This is a genomic window from uncultured Campylobacter sp. (assembly GCF_938045535.1).
GTDB lineage: Bacteria > Campylobacterota > Campylobacteria > Campylobacterales > Campylobacteraceae > Campylobacter_B.
On record NZ_CALIMQ010000203.1, the window covers coordinates 1 to 14,353 of the forward strand.

Genomic DNA, 14,353 nt, shown 5'->3' on the forward strand with positions numbered 1-14,353 from the left:
TCTAAAATTTTTGGAGTAATAACAAGCCCCGGCAGATCTAAGGAATTTACGGCGTGCTTGCCGGCAAATGCCCCCAGGCCTCTGCCAAATATCCCGTTTACGCGCCCGTTCATATCATAAATCTCGCTGCCATCGCAGTGAAAGACATTGCCCGAGATGCACTCGCATTTAAGCCCATCTGCAGCCTCTGTGTATCTGTAATCCTCGACGTAAAGCGCACCGCTTACGCCACGGACGCTACTAATGGGATTGTAAATTAACACGGCTAGAATTTCATTCTTTTGAGGATTTGAGATCTCCCATTCCACGGCGCGATATGAGCTAAGCAGCAGCACAATGGGCTTATCGGATTTAGCTAAATTTAGCTTGACGCGATTATTCATCTGCGCGCTTTCGTAGATCGCGCCAAGCCACAGATCGTAGTCTTTATCCGCAGGGATCTTGGCTACGGCGTCCTTTTGACGATAAAAGGGCTCGACATCCTTAAAATCCACGAAAAGCTCGCTGGAATGCGCGTCATTTAAAAACCACGCTTCGATCTTGTGCTTGCCCTTGCTAAATTTATACGTAAGCGGGCGCTTTTGATTGCTCGACGTCCCGCCCAGCACGTCCGTGCCGTCTACGGCGATTACCAGCGTAGACCAGCCGTAATCTCCTAGCACCATCTTTTCGACATCTGCGTCGAAATTAAACTCACCGACCCAATACGCCATAAGATTTGGAGATGGAATTTCATGGAAGGAATTTCCTTCATAATTGACGCTGATGCGATCGACGTTTTCAGAGAAAACCACTTTCTTAGGCTCATCTTTATTCAGATAAAACGCCAAAAACTTATCCTGCGGGATCTGCGCATCCGCAGTAATCTCTTTCGCCCATTTTTGCATATTGCTCTCTTGCGCGAACGCCGCAAATGCAAGCACCAAAATAATCAAAAACCTCATTACCGACCTTTCTTATTTCGTATAAAAGTAAAATCCCTAAACCTAAAAGCCCTAGGCTTAGGGATTTTGCCGCCTTGGCTCCACAGCCTATACGAATAAAATTCCAACTGCTTAAATTTCAGCTGCGCGAGAAATTTACTTCCGCGACCGCTACAGATAAAATTCCATCCCAAATAAACTCTACAGAGGCTTTCGCAGATAAACTCCACCACCATAAGGCCCGGCGAAATAAAATTTAAACTAGCGCAATGCTACGGCTATCACTAAAAGCTAGACGCGATAAAATTTCAAGCCTAAAATTCATATTTTAAAGCCCCATCTTAAAATTTTAAAACAGAGCTTTAGCGATAAAATTTCACATTTTAAAATTCCGCGGTAAAGCTTTATGCTTAAAATTCTGCATTTAAAACTCCAAAGCGAAGTTCTACGGCAAATTTTACCTCGCTGAATTGCGCGTTTGGAATTTAATTTTCGCCGTTAAATTCTGCGCTTAGAATTTTATCTGAACCCTCACACAACGAAGCTTGGTAAAATTTTAGCTCGAAATTTCAAACTACGAAATTTCGTGGCGAAATTTTAACGTAGAATTTTGAGCTATAAAATTCGGCGCGAAATCCCAAGCCGCAAAACCCGCGTGAAATTTTACCCGCTAAATTCTATGACGGATTTGTATACCGAAATTTTGCGAGCATTATAAAATTTGCAGCGAAATTAGGCGTGAAATTTCGAACTATGAAATTCCGCGTTGAATTTCAATCTGCAAAATTCAAGAGAAATTCCACGCCGCGCCCGCCAAAGTCTTAATTCGAGCAGGCGCTCTTGCCGTCCATCACCGGCTGGATTGCGGAGTTGTCCGCCAGCTCCTCGCGATCGATCTTCTCGATCTTTTCCCACAGCTTGCGCGCGGCATCTTCGTAACGCTTTGCGCTCAAAGAATCGGGCGCATAGAAGCTCACCGGCTTGCCGCTGTCGCCGCCCTCGCGGATAGCTATCTCGATCGGGATCTCGCCGATTACTTCGGTGTTGTATCGCTGCGCCAGCTTTTGCGCGCCGCCGCGACCGAAGATATCGTACTCCTTGCCGTTATCCGGGCAGATGAAGCCGCTCATATTCTCGATAAGGCCTGCGATCGGGATGTGGAGCTTTTCGAACATATCAAGCCCGCGCGCGCTGTCGTCTAGCGCGACTGTCTGCGGCGTCGTAACGCACACGCCCGCCGTCACCGGCACGCTCTGAGCGAGCGTAAGCTGCGCGTCGCCCGTACCCGGAGGCATATCCAAAAACAGCACGTCCAGATCACTCCACGCCACGTCTTTTAGCAGCTGCTCGATCGCCTTCATTATCATCGAGCCGCGCCAGATGAGGCTCGCGCCCTCCTCCATCAGCACGCCCATGCTCATCATCTCCACGCCGTGGCTTAAGATCGGCTTTAGCTTCTGCCCCACGACGCTTGCTTGCGTTTTGTCTTCGCCTAGCATTCGCGGCAGATTCGGTCCGTAGATATCGGCATCCAAAATCCCTACTCTCTTGCCGAGCTTTGCCGTGCTGATAGCTAAATTTAGCGTCGTCGTGCTCTTGCCTACGCCGCCCTTGCCGCTGCTGATCATCACGAAATGCTTGATCTGCGGCGCGATATTTTTGCCGCTGCGAGAGTTGCTCTTTTCCTCGGCGATCTTGGGCTGTTTGATTAAAATTTCCACGTCCGCCCCTAGCGCCTTTTGCGCCGCCGATCTGAGCTCTGCTGCGATCTCAGGCTTGGCGCTGGGGATTTCGATCCCTACGAAAATTCTATCGCCGATCTCGACCTCTTTTACAAATCCAAAATCCACGATGCTTTTAGAAAAGCCCGGATAGATCACGCTTTTAAGCAAATTTAAGACTTCGTCTTTACTCATTCTTTCTCCTTATTTTCGGTTAAATTTCTACTGATTTTATATGCGCAAAATTTCGGCCCGCACATCGAGCAAAACTCCGCGCCCTTGTAAATTTCATCGCCCAGGCTCTCGTCATGCAGCTCGCGCGCATGATCTGGATCGAAGCTAAGCTCAAACTGCCTGTTCCAATCAAAACCATACCTCGCGTCACTCATCTCGTGATCGCGCTCTATCGCGCCCCCTTTGCCTAGCGCGACGTCCGCGGCGTGAGCGGCGATCTTATGCGCGATGATACCCTCTCTGACGTCTTTTGCATTGGGAAGCCCCAGATGCTCCTTCGGCGTTACGTAGCAGAGCATGCTGGCGCCGCAATACGCAGCCATCGTCCCGCCGATAGCGCTGCTGATATGATCGTAGCCCGCGCCAATGTCGGTCGGAAGCGGCCCCAGCACATAAAACGGCGCGTCGCGGCAGAGCTTGCGCTCTAACTGCATATTAAGCTCGATCTCATTAAACGGAATGTGTCCCGGCCCCTCGATCATCACCTGCACATTTTTTTCATTCGCGCGCAGGGCTAGCTCGCCTAAAATTTCAAGCTCGCTAAGCTGCGCCCTATCGGTCGCGTCGTATAAGCAACCCGGGCGCAAGCCGTCGCCCAGAGATAGCGATACGTCGTAAGCGGCGCAGATATCGCAAATTTCATCAAACGCTTCGTAGAAGGGGTTTTGCTTGTGAAATTTCATCATCCACGACGCTATAAGCGAGCCGCCTCTACTTACGATGCCCATTTTGCGGCGGGACAGCAGCGGCATAAACTCAAGCTTAAAACCCGCGTGGATCGTGAAATAATCCACTCCCTGCCGCGCCTGCTTCTCGATCGTGCTAAGAATAGCGCTCGTTTTTAAATTTTTAATATCGCCCAGCTCATGGATCATCTGATAGATCGGCACCGTGCCTATGGGTACGGGCGAGCGCTCGATTATCGCGGCGCGAATCTCGTCCAGATCGCCGCCCGTGCTTAGATCCATCACCGTATCGGCGCCGTACTTTAAGCAGACCTCAAGCTTTTCCAGCTCGCCCTCAATATCGCTCGTCGTACTCGAGGAGCCGATGTTGGCGTTGATCTTGCACCGCAGCGCGCGCCCGATACCGATAGGCTTTAGGCTTTTGTGATTAACGTTTGCGGGGATGATCGCTCTTCCTTGCGCGAGCAGATCGCACAGGACCCGCACGTCCATGCGCTCGCTTTGCGCGACCTCTCTCATCTGCGGCGTCAGCTCGCCCTTTTTTGCAAAATAGATCTGCGATACGCAGCTTTCGGTCATTTTCGCCTCGCTTCTTAAAAATGCGCGTATAATATAACAAATTTCATTAATCCTTACTTTTCTTTTGCCGTTTATTTTTGTAACGTAAGCTGAAATTTCGCCGCCGCGCCGCGTAAATTTACGCCTAAGCTTAAGATATTTCAGCGCGCAAGCCGCGATTAATTTTGCTTTCATTTTTAATACGTATAATTTCGTAACAAAATTTCAAGGATAAAATTTGAAAGATATATCGCTGATTTTGCTCGCCGCGGGCGATTCGAGCAGGTTCGGGCTGCGCGTCAAAAAGCAATGGCTGCGCGTGGGCGAGCTGCCGCTTTGGCAATACGTCGCACAGAGCATTGCGCGGGCGCACCCATTTAAAAAGATTGTAATCGCCGTGAACGAAGAGGACGTGAGCTATTGCGAGTGCCTCTATACGTGCAGTTTGGCCTCGGCGCGCGGCGAAAGCGCGGAGCGCGGCACGAGCGAGTATAAATTTCAAAGAAAGCTGAGCGGGATCGAATGCGGCGCAGATGATCTAAACGACGCAAGCAAGCCGCGGGGCGCGGAAAATTTTAAAGCTCAAGTCGGATGCAACGCAGATGAATACGGCTCTGTAAATTTAAAATTTCACTTCGTCCCCGGCGGCGCAAATCGCCAAAGCTCGCTAAAAAACGCGCTGCAGCTCATAGAGAGCGAACTCGTGCTCGTAAGCGACGTGGCGCGCGCGCAAATTTCGCCAGGGCTAATCTCCTCGCTGATACGAAATTTAGGCGACATGGACTGTATCAGCCCCTATCTTGGCGTAAACGACACGACCTACCTCGGCGAGGACTTAGTTAAGAGGGAGGAGCTGCGCCTCATCCAAACGCCGCAGCTTTCGCGTACGGCGCTGCTTAAAAAGGCGCTTGAGGGAAGCGAAATTTTTACCGACGACAGCGCGGCAGTCGGCAGCGCGGGCGGACGGTTAGAGTTTATAAAAGGCGAAGCGGGCGCGCTTAAGATCACGCGCGCAAGCGATCTGGCGGCGCTAAATTTAAAACCATGCTCGCGCGATATTTTTTGCGGTATGGGTTACGATGTGCATGCGCTTGAAAAAGGCGCGGGCATCGTGCTTGGCGGCGTGCAGATCCCGTGCGAGTTCGCGCTGATCGCGCACAGCGACGGCGACGTAGCGATCCACGCCCTAATCGACGCTATTTGCGGTGCGGCGATGCTGGGCGATATCGGCGAGCTTTTCCCCGACAGCGACGCCAAATTTAAAGGCGCGGACAGCAAGGAACTGTTACGAAAGGTAATGCGGCGCATCAGAGGCTACGGCTACGAGCTAGTAAACGCCGATATCACGATCATTGCGCAGCGCCCGAAGATCGGCGCTTACAAAGCGCAGATGCAGGAGGTTTTAAGCGAAATTTTAAACTGCGCGCGCGTCAATGTCAAAGCGACCACGACCGAAGGGCTGGGATTTACGGGCAGAAGCGAGGGTATCGCCGCGCAGGCTGCGGTAAACCTGAAATTTTACGACTGGCAAAAGCACGCAGCAAAGGCGCAGGACGTATGAAAATTTTAATAATCGAGAGCGAAAGCTATCTCGCCCAAAGTATCGCAAACAAGCTTGGCGCGCTGGGGCATGAATGCACTAACGCGGCGAGTTTAGCAACCGCGGCGGGCCTTGCGGAGGAGTTTGAGGCGGTGTTACTTTCTACGAGCTGGAGCGGCGCGAGCTTTTATCCGCTGATCGAAAAATTTAGGCGCTCGATCATAATTTTGATGGTCGCCTACGTCGATAGCGAAACGGTGCTAAACCCCGTAAAAGCGGGCGCAACGGATTATATCCAAAAGCCATTTATGATAGAGGAGCTCATCAAAAAGATCGAGCATTACGCGCAGTTTCGCTCGCTAAAATCGCAAAACGAAGCCTACGAAGCGTTGCTTAAAGAGATCTCCCTTTCGTGCGAAATACCGCACACGCGTTTAGCGCAGATAAAATTCCCGCTTCTTTTGCGCGGCGATGCGGCAGCACGGGCGGCGGCGGTATTTAAGATCGCGCTTGCGCTAAAATCGCGCCTTAAAATTCTATCCGCGCAAAGCCCTGAACTGCTAGAACGCGGCGCGGAGATTTTTTACGCACCAGATTTTGATAGCCTAAGCGGCGCACAGAAGGAAAAATTTCTAAGTAAAACCAAATCCATGCGCTTAATCGCCGGATCTATCGGCGCGCAAAAGGGCTTTAGCGACGAAATTACGCTTGGCAGCAGTAAAGAACGCAGTGAAATTTTAAGCATCGAAGAATACGTAAAGCTCACGATCGTAGCGCACCAAGACGAGTATTTCGACTCCGATCTGGCGGCGGCACTTGGGATTTCGCGAAAATCGCTTTGGGAGAAAAGGAAAAAATATGGCATCGCAAGAAAAAAATAGCCGCGCGCGCTCGGCATGGATCGCAGACGGGACAGAAATTTCACGCGATGCGGACAATTTGCACGAAATAAAACCGCTTGAAAGTGAAGGAATTTCAAATGGCACAAAAACTCTAAACGTCGCAATAGTTTCGAGTGACGCGGCGCAGAATTTAGAAGCGAAGCAAAATTTAAAAGCATCACAGAACTCAAAAGCAAAGCGTGATTTAAAAACGATGCGGAATTTAAAAATGTCAAAAGCTAGTAATGCCAGAAAAGAGGAGGCGCGAGCTAAGGACGCGGCAAGAAATTTAAAAGCAGAGCAAGCCGGAAGCGAGAGCAAAGGCGCAAATAATAGCGCAACGCAAATCCGCAAGATAGTGATCTCGCGCTCCGACCTAAACGTCTTGAGCCTGCTCGCAAACGGCGCTTTCGGCAAGAGCTGCGAGCTACTGCGCCCAAGCAAGCTTAGCGTATGCGGCATAAATTTCGTTTTTTCCTGCGCGGACGCAAAAAAAGGCGATATTTTGGAGCTTTATCTTAGCAAGGACGGCATAGCCGAATGCGCCAAAAATTCGCTTAGCGGCGAGAGCGGCGCGTATTTGCTAGCCAAAGAATCACGCAACTTGCAGTATAGAGTTTCTGCTGCAGCGCAAAATGAGCAGAGTTTTGCGAAAAGCGGCGCAGGTTTCGCGCGCACTGCAAGTGCGCAAAGCGCTATAAACGCCACAAGCGAGGGCTTAGACCATATAGAAAGCCTTACTGCGAGCTATGATCAAACTTTTACTCGCAGCACAGATACAAAATCCGTAGTAAATTCGGCGGGAAATTTTATCTCAAATTCCACCGAAAATTTCATCAAAAATTCTACTGCAAATCCCGCCTCTTGCGAGCTTGTCGCGCGCATAAGCGTTAGCGACGTTTATGCCCCAAGCGCAAGCGAGGTCGCAGGCTCAGTATTTCAAAACGCATACGCAGGGCAAACTGCGGTGCAAGGGCGCATCACGCTGCTAAAAAATGGTCTTGCAGAGCAAATCGCGCGCATAAAAAAAGTCGCAAGCTCGCTTGCCGCGCCTAAAATTTCAGCGTTTTTTACCTGCGCCGATCCGATCCACCGCGTGCATGAGCGGCTGATTAGGCATATGATCGACAAGGCGGATTTCGTGGTGATTTTTTTAACCGGCACGAATAGCACGGATGCCCTGCCCTACGAGCTACGCAAAAAAACGCTAAGCCATTTACTGCAAAATTTTTTGGTCGCGCAACGCGCCATGATGATCGATCTGGGCTCGCTTGCGATTTTTGACGACAAGCCCGCACTGCAGTGCGCAATCGCAAAAAATTTAGGTATAAACAAAATAATTTTTGGGCAAAATCACGCAAATATGGAGCTATTTTTCGAAGGCGGCGGCGTGCATTCGGTGCTGGACGAGTATCAAAAGCGCGGCGAAATCGAGATTTTGCTGATGCCCGAATACGTCTATTGCGAGAAGTGTAAGGTGCTAGTAAGCACCAAAAACTGCCCTCACGGCGCTCATCATCACGTGCATTACCGCACGCAAAATCTAAAAGCACTGCTGCGCGCGGGGATTTTGCCACCCGCGATTTTTATGCGTAAAGAGATCTCGGCGATGATTTTAAGCGAGCTTTTTCCCGCGCGGTTTTCAGATCTGCAAAAGCTCTACGACGAGCTTTTTCCAAACAGCGGGATCTTACAGAGCCACGGCGAGAGCGAGTTTTACGAGCAGCTGATGCAGCTGTATCAAACCAGCGCGCTAAAGACGTAGCTCTCGAGGTCGCAACGCAAAAAATGACGTGGAATTTGCGGAAGCTAGGCAGAGGGTAAAATTTCGCGGCGTTAGAATTTACGGCGGCTAGACGTAAAGTAAAATTTCATAGTGCGGAAAGAAAGGACTGCGCGGAATTTTGTAGAATAAAGAGCGTCGGACGCAGATTTGGCGTAAAATTTTGTGGTGCGACGAAGCTAAATTTTTAGAGCATTAGCAGCGGTACGATAAAACGAGCTTTAAATTTTAAAGTCTTGGCTTCGTAGCAAATTTATAACGGCGCAGTAAATTTTGCGGCGAAGCGAATTTAAAATTTTAAGGCGCGATGTATATGTAAGGCAGCACGGCAAATCTAAATTTTAAGCTTTCGGCAAGCGAGTTTAAATTTAGCCAGATGCTCGCAGTAAGTCGCAGTGCATAAATTTGGGCGAGGCACAACGACTGCCACTCGCGCAAAATGCCGTGCGTTTGCGGACGGGTTTGAAAACTCCGCGCAGGCGAGCAAAATTTTAAAATTTTTACGCAAATGAGTAGAATTTTAAAATTCCTACATTAACGAGCGAAATTTTTGTGGCGAGCGAGTAGAGCTGATTTCGTGTAGGCGGGCAAATTAATTCTACATGCACGAATGAAATTTAAAATTTCCTAGCATGCACGAACGAAATTTAAAATTTTCGCACGCGAGCAGATGCCCTAATTAAAATAAGCGGTAAAATTTTAAAAAGCAAAATTTAAAAGGACAATTATGGATAAAATTTTCGTTACATTTTTCGGCGCGGGGCTACTAAAGCCCGCACCGGGCACCTGGGGTAGCATTGCAGGCTGGATAGTGGGGCTTGCAATCTTGATGCTCGCGGGCGAAGTGACGCTGTTTTTGTGCGCCGCTCTCGTCTTTTTCGTCTCGCTTAAGATCGTAAGCGATTACGAAAGGCGGGTAGGCGCGCACGATAACAGCGAGATCGTAATCGACGAGGTAGTGGGGGTGTGGATCGCGATGTGCGTCGCAGCGCCCGTGGGCGAGATCTTTTCGCTGCCGCTACCGGAGCTAATCGCGGGCTTTGAGAGCAGCAGGATCTCGGCCCTTGCGATGATTTTGGCGCTGCTGTTTTTCAGGGCGTTTGACATCCGCAAACCCTCGATCATCGGGCGCGTGGATCGCGACGTACCAGGCGGGCTCGGCGTGATGCTAGATGACGTGCTGGCGGGCTTTTTCGCGGGGCTTGGGGTTTTGATAGTTATCTCTTTAGGGATCAAGCTCGGTGCCGCAGGATTGATTTTTTAAACTTTTTGGATGTGTTTATGGCAAACACAGCGCGATTGCGGATGCTTGCTCGGTTGCCAGGAATATAGCTCATTTATCGGATACAGTGCGTTTAGTGACAGCGCAAAATTCTGCCGCTTAAAATTTTGCATGGTTAAATTCCAAAAATTTAGCTGCGCATGGGCTAGGAGCGTAAAATTTTAAAATTTAATCGCTAGTTACAGGAACCCGTAGCATAGTGCATCAAATTTTCGGCAATATTCACCGCTTCGTTTGCGACATTGCCGTAAAATACCGATAGCGGCACAAGAAATTTCGGAAGGACGGAGCAAAATTCAAAAGAGCGCGATTGAGATACGCGGCATTCCCGCCGCCGTTTGGGGGAGCCGCTCGGAAAAGGTTTATATCTACGCTCACGGGCAAGGCGGAAGCAAAGATGATGCGGAACTTTTAGCTTCCGTCGTTTGCGAGCAAGGCTGGCAGGTAATTAGCTTTGATCTGTCCGAGCACGGACAGAGGCGGCACGAGCCCGCTTCTTGCGATCCGCGGCGCGCTATTTTAGAATTTCGCGAAATTTTATTGTATGCAAAGAAGTGCTGGGACGAGGTCGCGCTGTTTGCCGTTAGCCTAGGGGCATGGCTCGGCCTGCAAAGCTTCCGCGACGAAAAGCTTAGCGACTGCCTCTTCGTCTCGCCGATACTTGATATGAAATATGTTATTTCAAATATTATGCGTAGGGCCGGTATCAGCCAGGAGCGATTGAAGCAAGAGCGGATGATTTTGACCCCTGTCGGGCAACCGCTTTTTTGGGAATATTGGAGTTTTGTTTTGAACAATCCGATCACTAAGTGGGAAACGCCCAGTAGAATTCTATACGCAGAAAACGACGATATGACGCCTCTTTGTATCGTTAGAAATTTCGCGCAGAAGTTCGACTGCGACTTAAGCGTTATGAAAAACGGCGAGCATTGGTTCCATACGCCGCAGCAGTTAGATTATTTACGCAGATGGATCAAATCGGCGGTTGAGAATCGGCGATAAAATTCTATGAGAGATTTTAAAACTCACACCCAAGCCCGCGCCGATGAAATTTCGCGCATTTTCGGGGTGCGAATTTCATAAATTTAAGATGATCTTGATATTTTGCCTTAATACGCTTGTTTTATAAGGCGCTTTTCGTAAATCCCAGCTCGCATCGCCGTCGTACGAGGCATCTAGCTTCAAAAAGCATACATCTCATAAATTTAATCGCAATAGCATAAATCATGACCTATATAAATTAGAAACTAAAATATTATTAAAATTTAGCCGATAAACTGTCAATACAAATACAAAAATGCCGATTTTAAAGCTAAATTTTAAAAAAATGCCTATAAAGATGAATTTTTGAAATATTAGCATGTTTTTGGCAAGAGGTGTGAGCCGACGTACGGCTACGCACTTCACTAGTACTATCGCGCTTATGCTGCACGGATGCTTTACGAATCCATAGCAGTAGCGCGATTAAATTTTAAAAATTATTTGCCTATTCTAAAGCCATTTAACTTCATATAAGTCGTATCTTTATGAAATGCTTCGCATCGCTCCCTGTTGCGATTGATATTCGAGGTCTCGAAAAAATATCCATCACTATCTTGACGCAAGGTGATCGTCGCGCAAAAGATCATATCGTTTTTGAGTTTCGGTCCTACTCCGTAATCAAAGGATTGATTTAAAGTGACGGTTTTTTCTAGATCGCTATCACTAAACTGCCTGGAGCCCGTCATACTTTTAAGCATTCTAAATCCACCTTGATTGAGGTAATCTCTTTGTATATCCTTAAATATACCTTCAAGCTCGACTGCGTAAGCTTTTACTAAAACCTCATCCTTAGCGCCGGTAAGTTTCGGCATCACGATCTTTACTATCACGAAGATTATAATAGCTAAAAATATTATCCCGCTTACGCCGCCGCCTACTGCCGCACCTTTTCTCATTTTCATCATTTTACTCCTTCGTCGATGTCCTTTACCAAGGCATCTATTTTTTTATTAAGCATGAAATTTTCATAGCTTTTTTGGATATAAGCTTCAAGCAGTTCGCCCGCATCCAGATGATCGCTGCCGCGAGTTAAAATCCGCCAGTCCCTGCCGAAGACCTTCGCAAAGTCATCATCCAGGCTTATCGCGTATTTTTTCGTCAAAGACTTACTCGTCAGCTGAACTGAAATTTCTTTCATTTCTCGCCTAAATTGTCGCCCGCCAAAATATCATCGATCTGCTTGCTTAGATCCTCATCGCTCATCTTGCGATATGCCAGATCGTTTTCAAGCGTGCCGAGTTGCATTCCCAAAGCCTCGTTTTGCGCCTTGACCGTCGCTAGCTCAGTGCGTAGCTTTTCGTTTTCGTCCCTAGCTTCGCTATAGCGTCTAATCAGCTCAGCTACTTTATTGCTTAAGCCCTCGACCTTTTTCTCTTCGTCAAAGATTGATTCCATTATTTCGCCTTTTCTGATATAATTTAAATGAAGATATTACCCAATTTTGGCTTTAAAAAAGGAAAAATTTTGCAAAATTTTAAAATCGAGAGCAAATTCTCCCCAAGCGAGGATCAAGAAAAAGCGATCGAGGGCATCGTCGCGGGCTTTCAAAGCGGCAATAAATACCAAACTCTTCTCGGCGTTACCGGCTCGGGTAAAACTTTTACCATGGCGAATATTATTAAGAGGCTTGGAATTCCAGCACTCGTAATGACGCATAATAAATCCCTCGCAGCACAGCTTTATAGCGAATTTAAGGGATTTTTCCCGCAAAATCACGTCGAGTATTTCATCAGCTACTACGATTATTATCAGCCCGAGGCCTACATCCCCAGGCAGGATCTTTTCATCGAAAAGGACAGCGACGTAAACCAAGAGCTCGAGCGCTTGCGACTAAGCGCCACGGCGAGCTTGCTAAGCTTCGACGACGTCATCACCGTGGCGTCGGTTTCGGCAAACTACGGCCTGGGCGATCCCGCCGAATACAAAGGCATGGTGCTGTTTTTTGAGATCGGATCAAAATTTAGTACTAAATTTTTGCTTCGCAAGCTCGTCGATATGGGCTATAAACGCAACGACGATTTTTTTGATCGCGGGAATTTTCGCGTAAACGGCGACGTGATCGACATCTATCCCGCGTATTTTAACGACGAGGCATTTAGGATCGAGTTTTTCGGCGACGAGATAGAGGCGATGTATCATCTAGACGTGCTCGAAAACAAAAAGACGCAGAGCGTCAAAAAATTTATTCTCTACCCGACGAGCCAGTTCATTGTGGGCGAGCAACGCCTGAAATCGACGATCAAAGGGATCGAGGAGGAGCTTGAACAGAGGCTAAAATTTTTCGAGGACGCGGGCAAGCTCGTCGAGGCGCAGCGGCTGAAAGGGCGAGTGGAGTTTGATCTTGAGATGCTGGGCGCTACGGGGATGTGTAAGGGGATCGAAAACTACGCGCGCTATCTGACCGGTCAAAAGCCGGGCGAGACGCCCTATTCGCTCTTTGATTACTACGAGAGCAAGGGCAAGGACTATCTCGTCATCGTCGATGAAAGCCACGTGAGCTTGCCGCAGTTTCGCGGTATGTTCGCAGGAGATCGTAGCCGTAAAGAAACGCTCGTAGAATACGGCTTCCGCCTGCCATCAGCACTTGATAACCGCCCGCTAATGTTTGATGAGTTTATCAACAAAAAAGCTAAATTTCTATTCGTCTCCGCAACGCCCAATGATTACGAGCTGGGTCTTAGCCGCGGCGCCGTATATGAGCAGATATTGCGCCCGACGGGACTACTCGATCCGCAGATTATTTTAAAAGATAGCGACAATCAGGTCGAAATTTTACACGATATGGCAAAGGATGTCATCGCGCGCGGCGAGCGGATCTTAGTGACCGTGCTAACCAAAAAGATGGCGGAGGAGCTGAGCAAATACTATCTGGAGCTTGGACTTAAGGTCAAATATATGCACTCGGACATCGATGCGATCGAGCGCAACGAGCTCATCCGCGGCCTACGCAGCGGCGAATACGATATGCTAATCGGTATAAATTTGCTCCGCGAGGGGCTCGATCTGCCCGAAGTAAGCCTAATAGCGATCATGGATGCCGATAAGGAGGGCTTTTTGCGTTCGCGCACGAGCCTAATTCAGACGATGGGGCGAGCCGCGCGAAACGTGCATGGGCAGGTCGTGATGTTTTGCAAAAAGATCACCGCTTCGATGCAAGAGGCGATCGACATCACCCAAAAGCGCCGTAAATTTCAAGATGAATACAACCGCGCCCACGGCATAACCCCGCATTCTGCGAGCCGTAATATCGAGGAGAGCCTAAAGATCGAGGACGGCACCGAAATTTTAAGAAAGGGCGCCAATCTCGAAAAAATGCCTGCCGCCGAGCGCGCCAAGATCGTAAAGGAGCTCCGCAAGCAGATGCTCGAAGCCGCAGCGGCTCTGGAGTTTGAAAAGGCCGCCGCACTGCGCGATGAGATCGCAAAACTTAGGAAGCTGTAAGCTGCAAAGCCCGAAATGTCGTGAAATTTGCGCGTGAAATTCCGTCGAACAGAGCGTGAAATTTACACGATTTAAGGGCGAAATTTATGCGCTAGATTTGCGCGAGCCCTTACCGTACCTAATCCGTCAATGAATTAAAGCTTGTCACAATTTTCTCTTTTAAATTTTGATATGGTATCCAAAACAATAAAAATTAAAACCATATGAGACATTGCTAGCATAAACCATTTCTTCGGTGTAATATAATATCCTCTATCCGCAAA

At 48.6% G+C, this 14,353-nt stretch carries 12 protein-coding genes; 6 read left to right on the top strand and 6 right to left on the bottom strand.

The features are described 5' to 3' along the window. The 3 genes from Q0095_RS06250 to thiC all read right to left on the bottom strand — a co-directional run. A partial coding sequence (locus Q0095_RS06250) for a hypothetical protein (protein WP_297882385.1) occupies nucleotides 1–944 on the bottom strand: 944 nt, incomplete at its 3' end. Between the two features lie 800 nt (nucleotides 945–1,744). After that, complete coding sequence (locus tag Q0095_RS06255; RefSeq protein ID WP_297882387.1) at nucleotides 1,745–2,839, bottom strand: Mrp/NBP35 family ATP-binding protein; 1,095 nt, start codon at nucleotides 2,837–2,839, stop codon at nucleotides 1,745–1,747. Continuing rightward, complete coding sequence (gene thiC / locus Q0095_RS06260; protein ID WP_297882389.1) at nucleotides 2,836–4,143, bottom strand: phosphomethylpyrimidine synthase ThiC; 1,308 nt, start codon at nucleotides 4,141–4,143, stop codon at nucleotides 2,836–2,838. Before thiC ends, Q0095_RS06255 begins: the two co-directional genes overlap by 4 nt. A gap of 217 nt (nucleotides 4,144–4,360) precedes the next feature. On the opposite strand from thiC, the gene ispF reads away from it, so the two are divergent. The 5 genes from ispF (at nucleotide 4,361) to Q0095_RS06285 (ending at nucleotide 10,610) form a co-directional block, all read left to right on the top strand. Beyond that, nucleotides 4,361–5,683 carry a 2-C-methyl-D-erythritol 2,4-cyclodiphosphate synthase gene (gene ispF / locus Q0095_RS06265; protein ID WP_297882391.1) on the top strand — a complete coding sequence of 441 codons (1,323 nt, stop codon included), beginning with the start codon at nucleotides 4,361–4,363 and terminating at the stop codon, nucleotides 5,681–5,683. Continuing rightward, nucleotides 5,680–6,543 (top strand): response regulator, encoded by an 864-nt coding sequence (locus Q0095_RS06270; protein ID WP_297882393.1) that lies wholly within the window; start codon nucleotides 5,680–5,682, stop codon nucleotides 6,541–6,543. Before ispF ends, Q0095_RS06270 begins: the two co-directional genes overlap by 4 nt. Continuing rightward, nucleotides 6,521–8,308: a hypothetical protein gene (locus tag Q0095_RS06275; protein WP_297882395.1), complete on the top strand. Its 1,788-nt coding sequence runs from the start codon at nucleotides 6,521–6,523 to the stop codon at nucleotides 8,306–8,308. Before Q0095_RS06270 ends, Q0095_RS06275 begins: the two co-directional genes overlap by 23 nt. A 745-nt stretch (nucleotides 8,309–9,053) precedes the next feature. Then, nucleotides 9,054–9,590, top strand: a complete 537-nt coding sequence (locus Q0095_RS06280; protein WP_297882398.1) for a phosphatidylglycerophosphatase A — start codon at nucleotides 9,054–9,056, stop codon at nucleotides 9,588–9,590. Nucleotides 9,591–9,842: 252 nt separating this feature from the next. Then, nucleotides 9,843–10,610 (top strand): alpha/beta hydrolase, encoded by a 768-nt coding sequence (locus Q0095_RS06285; protein WP_297882399.1) that lies wholly within the window; start codon nucleotides 9,843–9,845, stop codon nucleotides 10,608–10,610. A gap of 476 nt (nucleotides 10,611–11,086) precedes the next feature. On the opposite strand, the gene Q0095_RS06290 is transcribed toward Q0095_RS06285, so the two are convergent. From Q0095_RS06290 to Q0095_RS06300, 3 genes are read right to left on the bottom strand one after another with little or no spacing between them, the layout of a single operon-like run. After that, entirely contained in the window at nucleotides 11,087–11,554 is a 468-nt protein-coding gene (locus tag Q0095_RS06290) for a hypothetical protein (protein WP_297882401.1), read from the bottom strand. Further along, the gene (locus Q0095_RS06295; protein WP_005871317.1) at nucleotides 11,551–11,787 is read right to left on the bottom strand and encodes a hypothetical protein; all 237 of its coding nucleotides are present in this window, start codon (nucleotides 11,785–11,787) and stop codon (nucleotides 11,551–11,553) included. The genes Q0095_RS06290 and Q0095_RS06295 overlap by 4 nt, the downstream gene beginning before the upstream one ends. Further along, nucleotides 11,784–12,044 (bottom strand): hypothetical protein, encoded by a 261-nt coding sequence (locus tag Q0095_RS06300; RefSeq protein ID WP_177388007.1) that lies wholly within the window; start codon nucleotides 12,042–12,044, stop codon nucleotides 11,784–11,786. Before Q0095_RS06300 ends, Q0095_RS06295 begins: the two co-directional genes overlap by 4 nt. A gap of 27 nt (nucleotides 12,045–12,071) precedes the next feature. On the opposite strand from Q0095_RS06300, the gene uvrB reads away from it, so the two are divergent. Next, on the top strand, nucleotides 12,072–14,090 hold the full coding sequence (gene uvrB, locus Q0095_RS06305) for an excinuclease ABC subunit UvrB (protein WP_297882403.1): 2,019 nt from the start codon (nucleotides 12,072–12,074) through the stop codon (nucleotides 14,088–14,090). Nucleotides 14,091–14,353 lie beyond the last annotated feature (263 nt).

What these genes read in the sequence shown, in the direction of transcription:
- Q0095_RS06275 (WP_297882395.1), top strand. Translation starts at nt 6,521, where the DNA reads ATGGCATCGCAAGAAAAAAATAGCCGCGCGCGCTCGGCATGGATCGCA.
- Q0095_RS06270 (WP_297882393.1), top strand. Translation starts at nt 5,680, where the DNA reads ATGAAAATTTTAATAATCGAGAGCGAAAGCTATCTCGCCCAAAGTATC.
- Q0095_RS06280 (WP_297882398.1), top strand. Translation starts at nt 9,054, where the DNA reads ATGGATAAAATTTTCGTTACATTTTTCGGCGCGGGGCTACTAAAGCCC.
- uvrB (WP_297882403.1), top strand. Translation starts at nt 12,072, where the DNA reads ATGAAGATATTACCCAATTTTGGCTTTAAAAAAGGAAAAATTTTGCAA.
- Q0095_RS06290 (WP_297882401.1), bottom strand. Translation starts at nt 11,554, where the DNA reads ATGATGAAAATGAGAAAAGGTGCGGCAGTAGGCGGCGGCGTAAGCGGG.
- thiC (WP_297882389.1), bottom strand. Translation starts at nt 4,143, where the DNA reads ATGACCGAAAGCTGCGTATCGCAGATCTATTTTGCAAAAAAGGGCGAG.
- Q0095_RS06295 (WP_005871317.1), bottom strand. Translation starts at nt 11,787, where the DNA reads ATGAAAGAAATTTCAGTTCAGCTGACGAGTAAGTCTTTGACGAAAAAA.
- Q0095_RS06255 (WP_297882387.1), bottom strand. Translation starts at nt 2,839, where the DNA reads ATGAGTAAAGACGAAGTCTTAAATTTGCTTAAAAGCGTGATCTATCCG.
- Q0095_RS06300 (WP_177388007.1), bottom strand. Translation starts at nt 12,044, where the DNA reads ATGGAATCAATCTTTGACGAAGAGAAAAAGGTCGAGGGCTTAAGCAAT.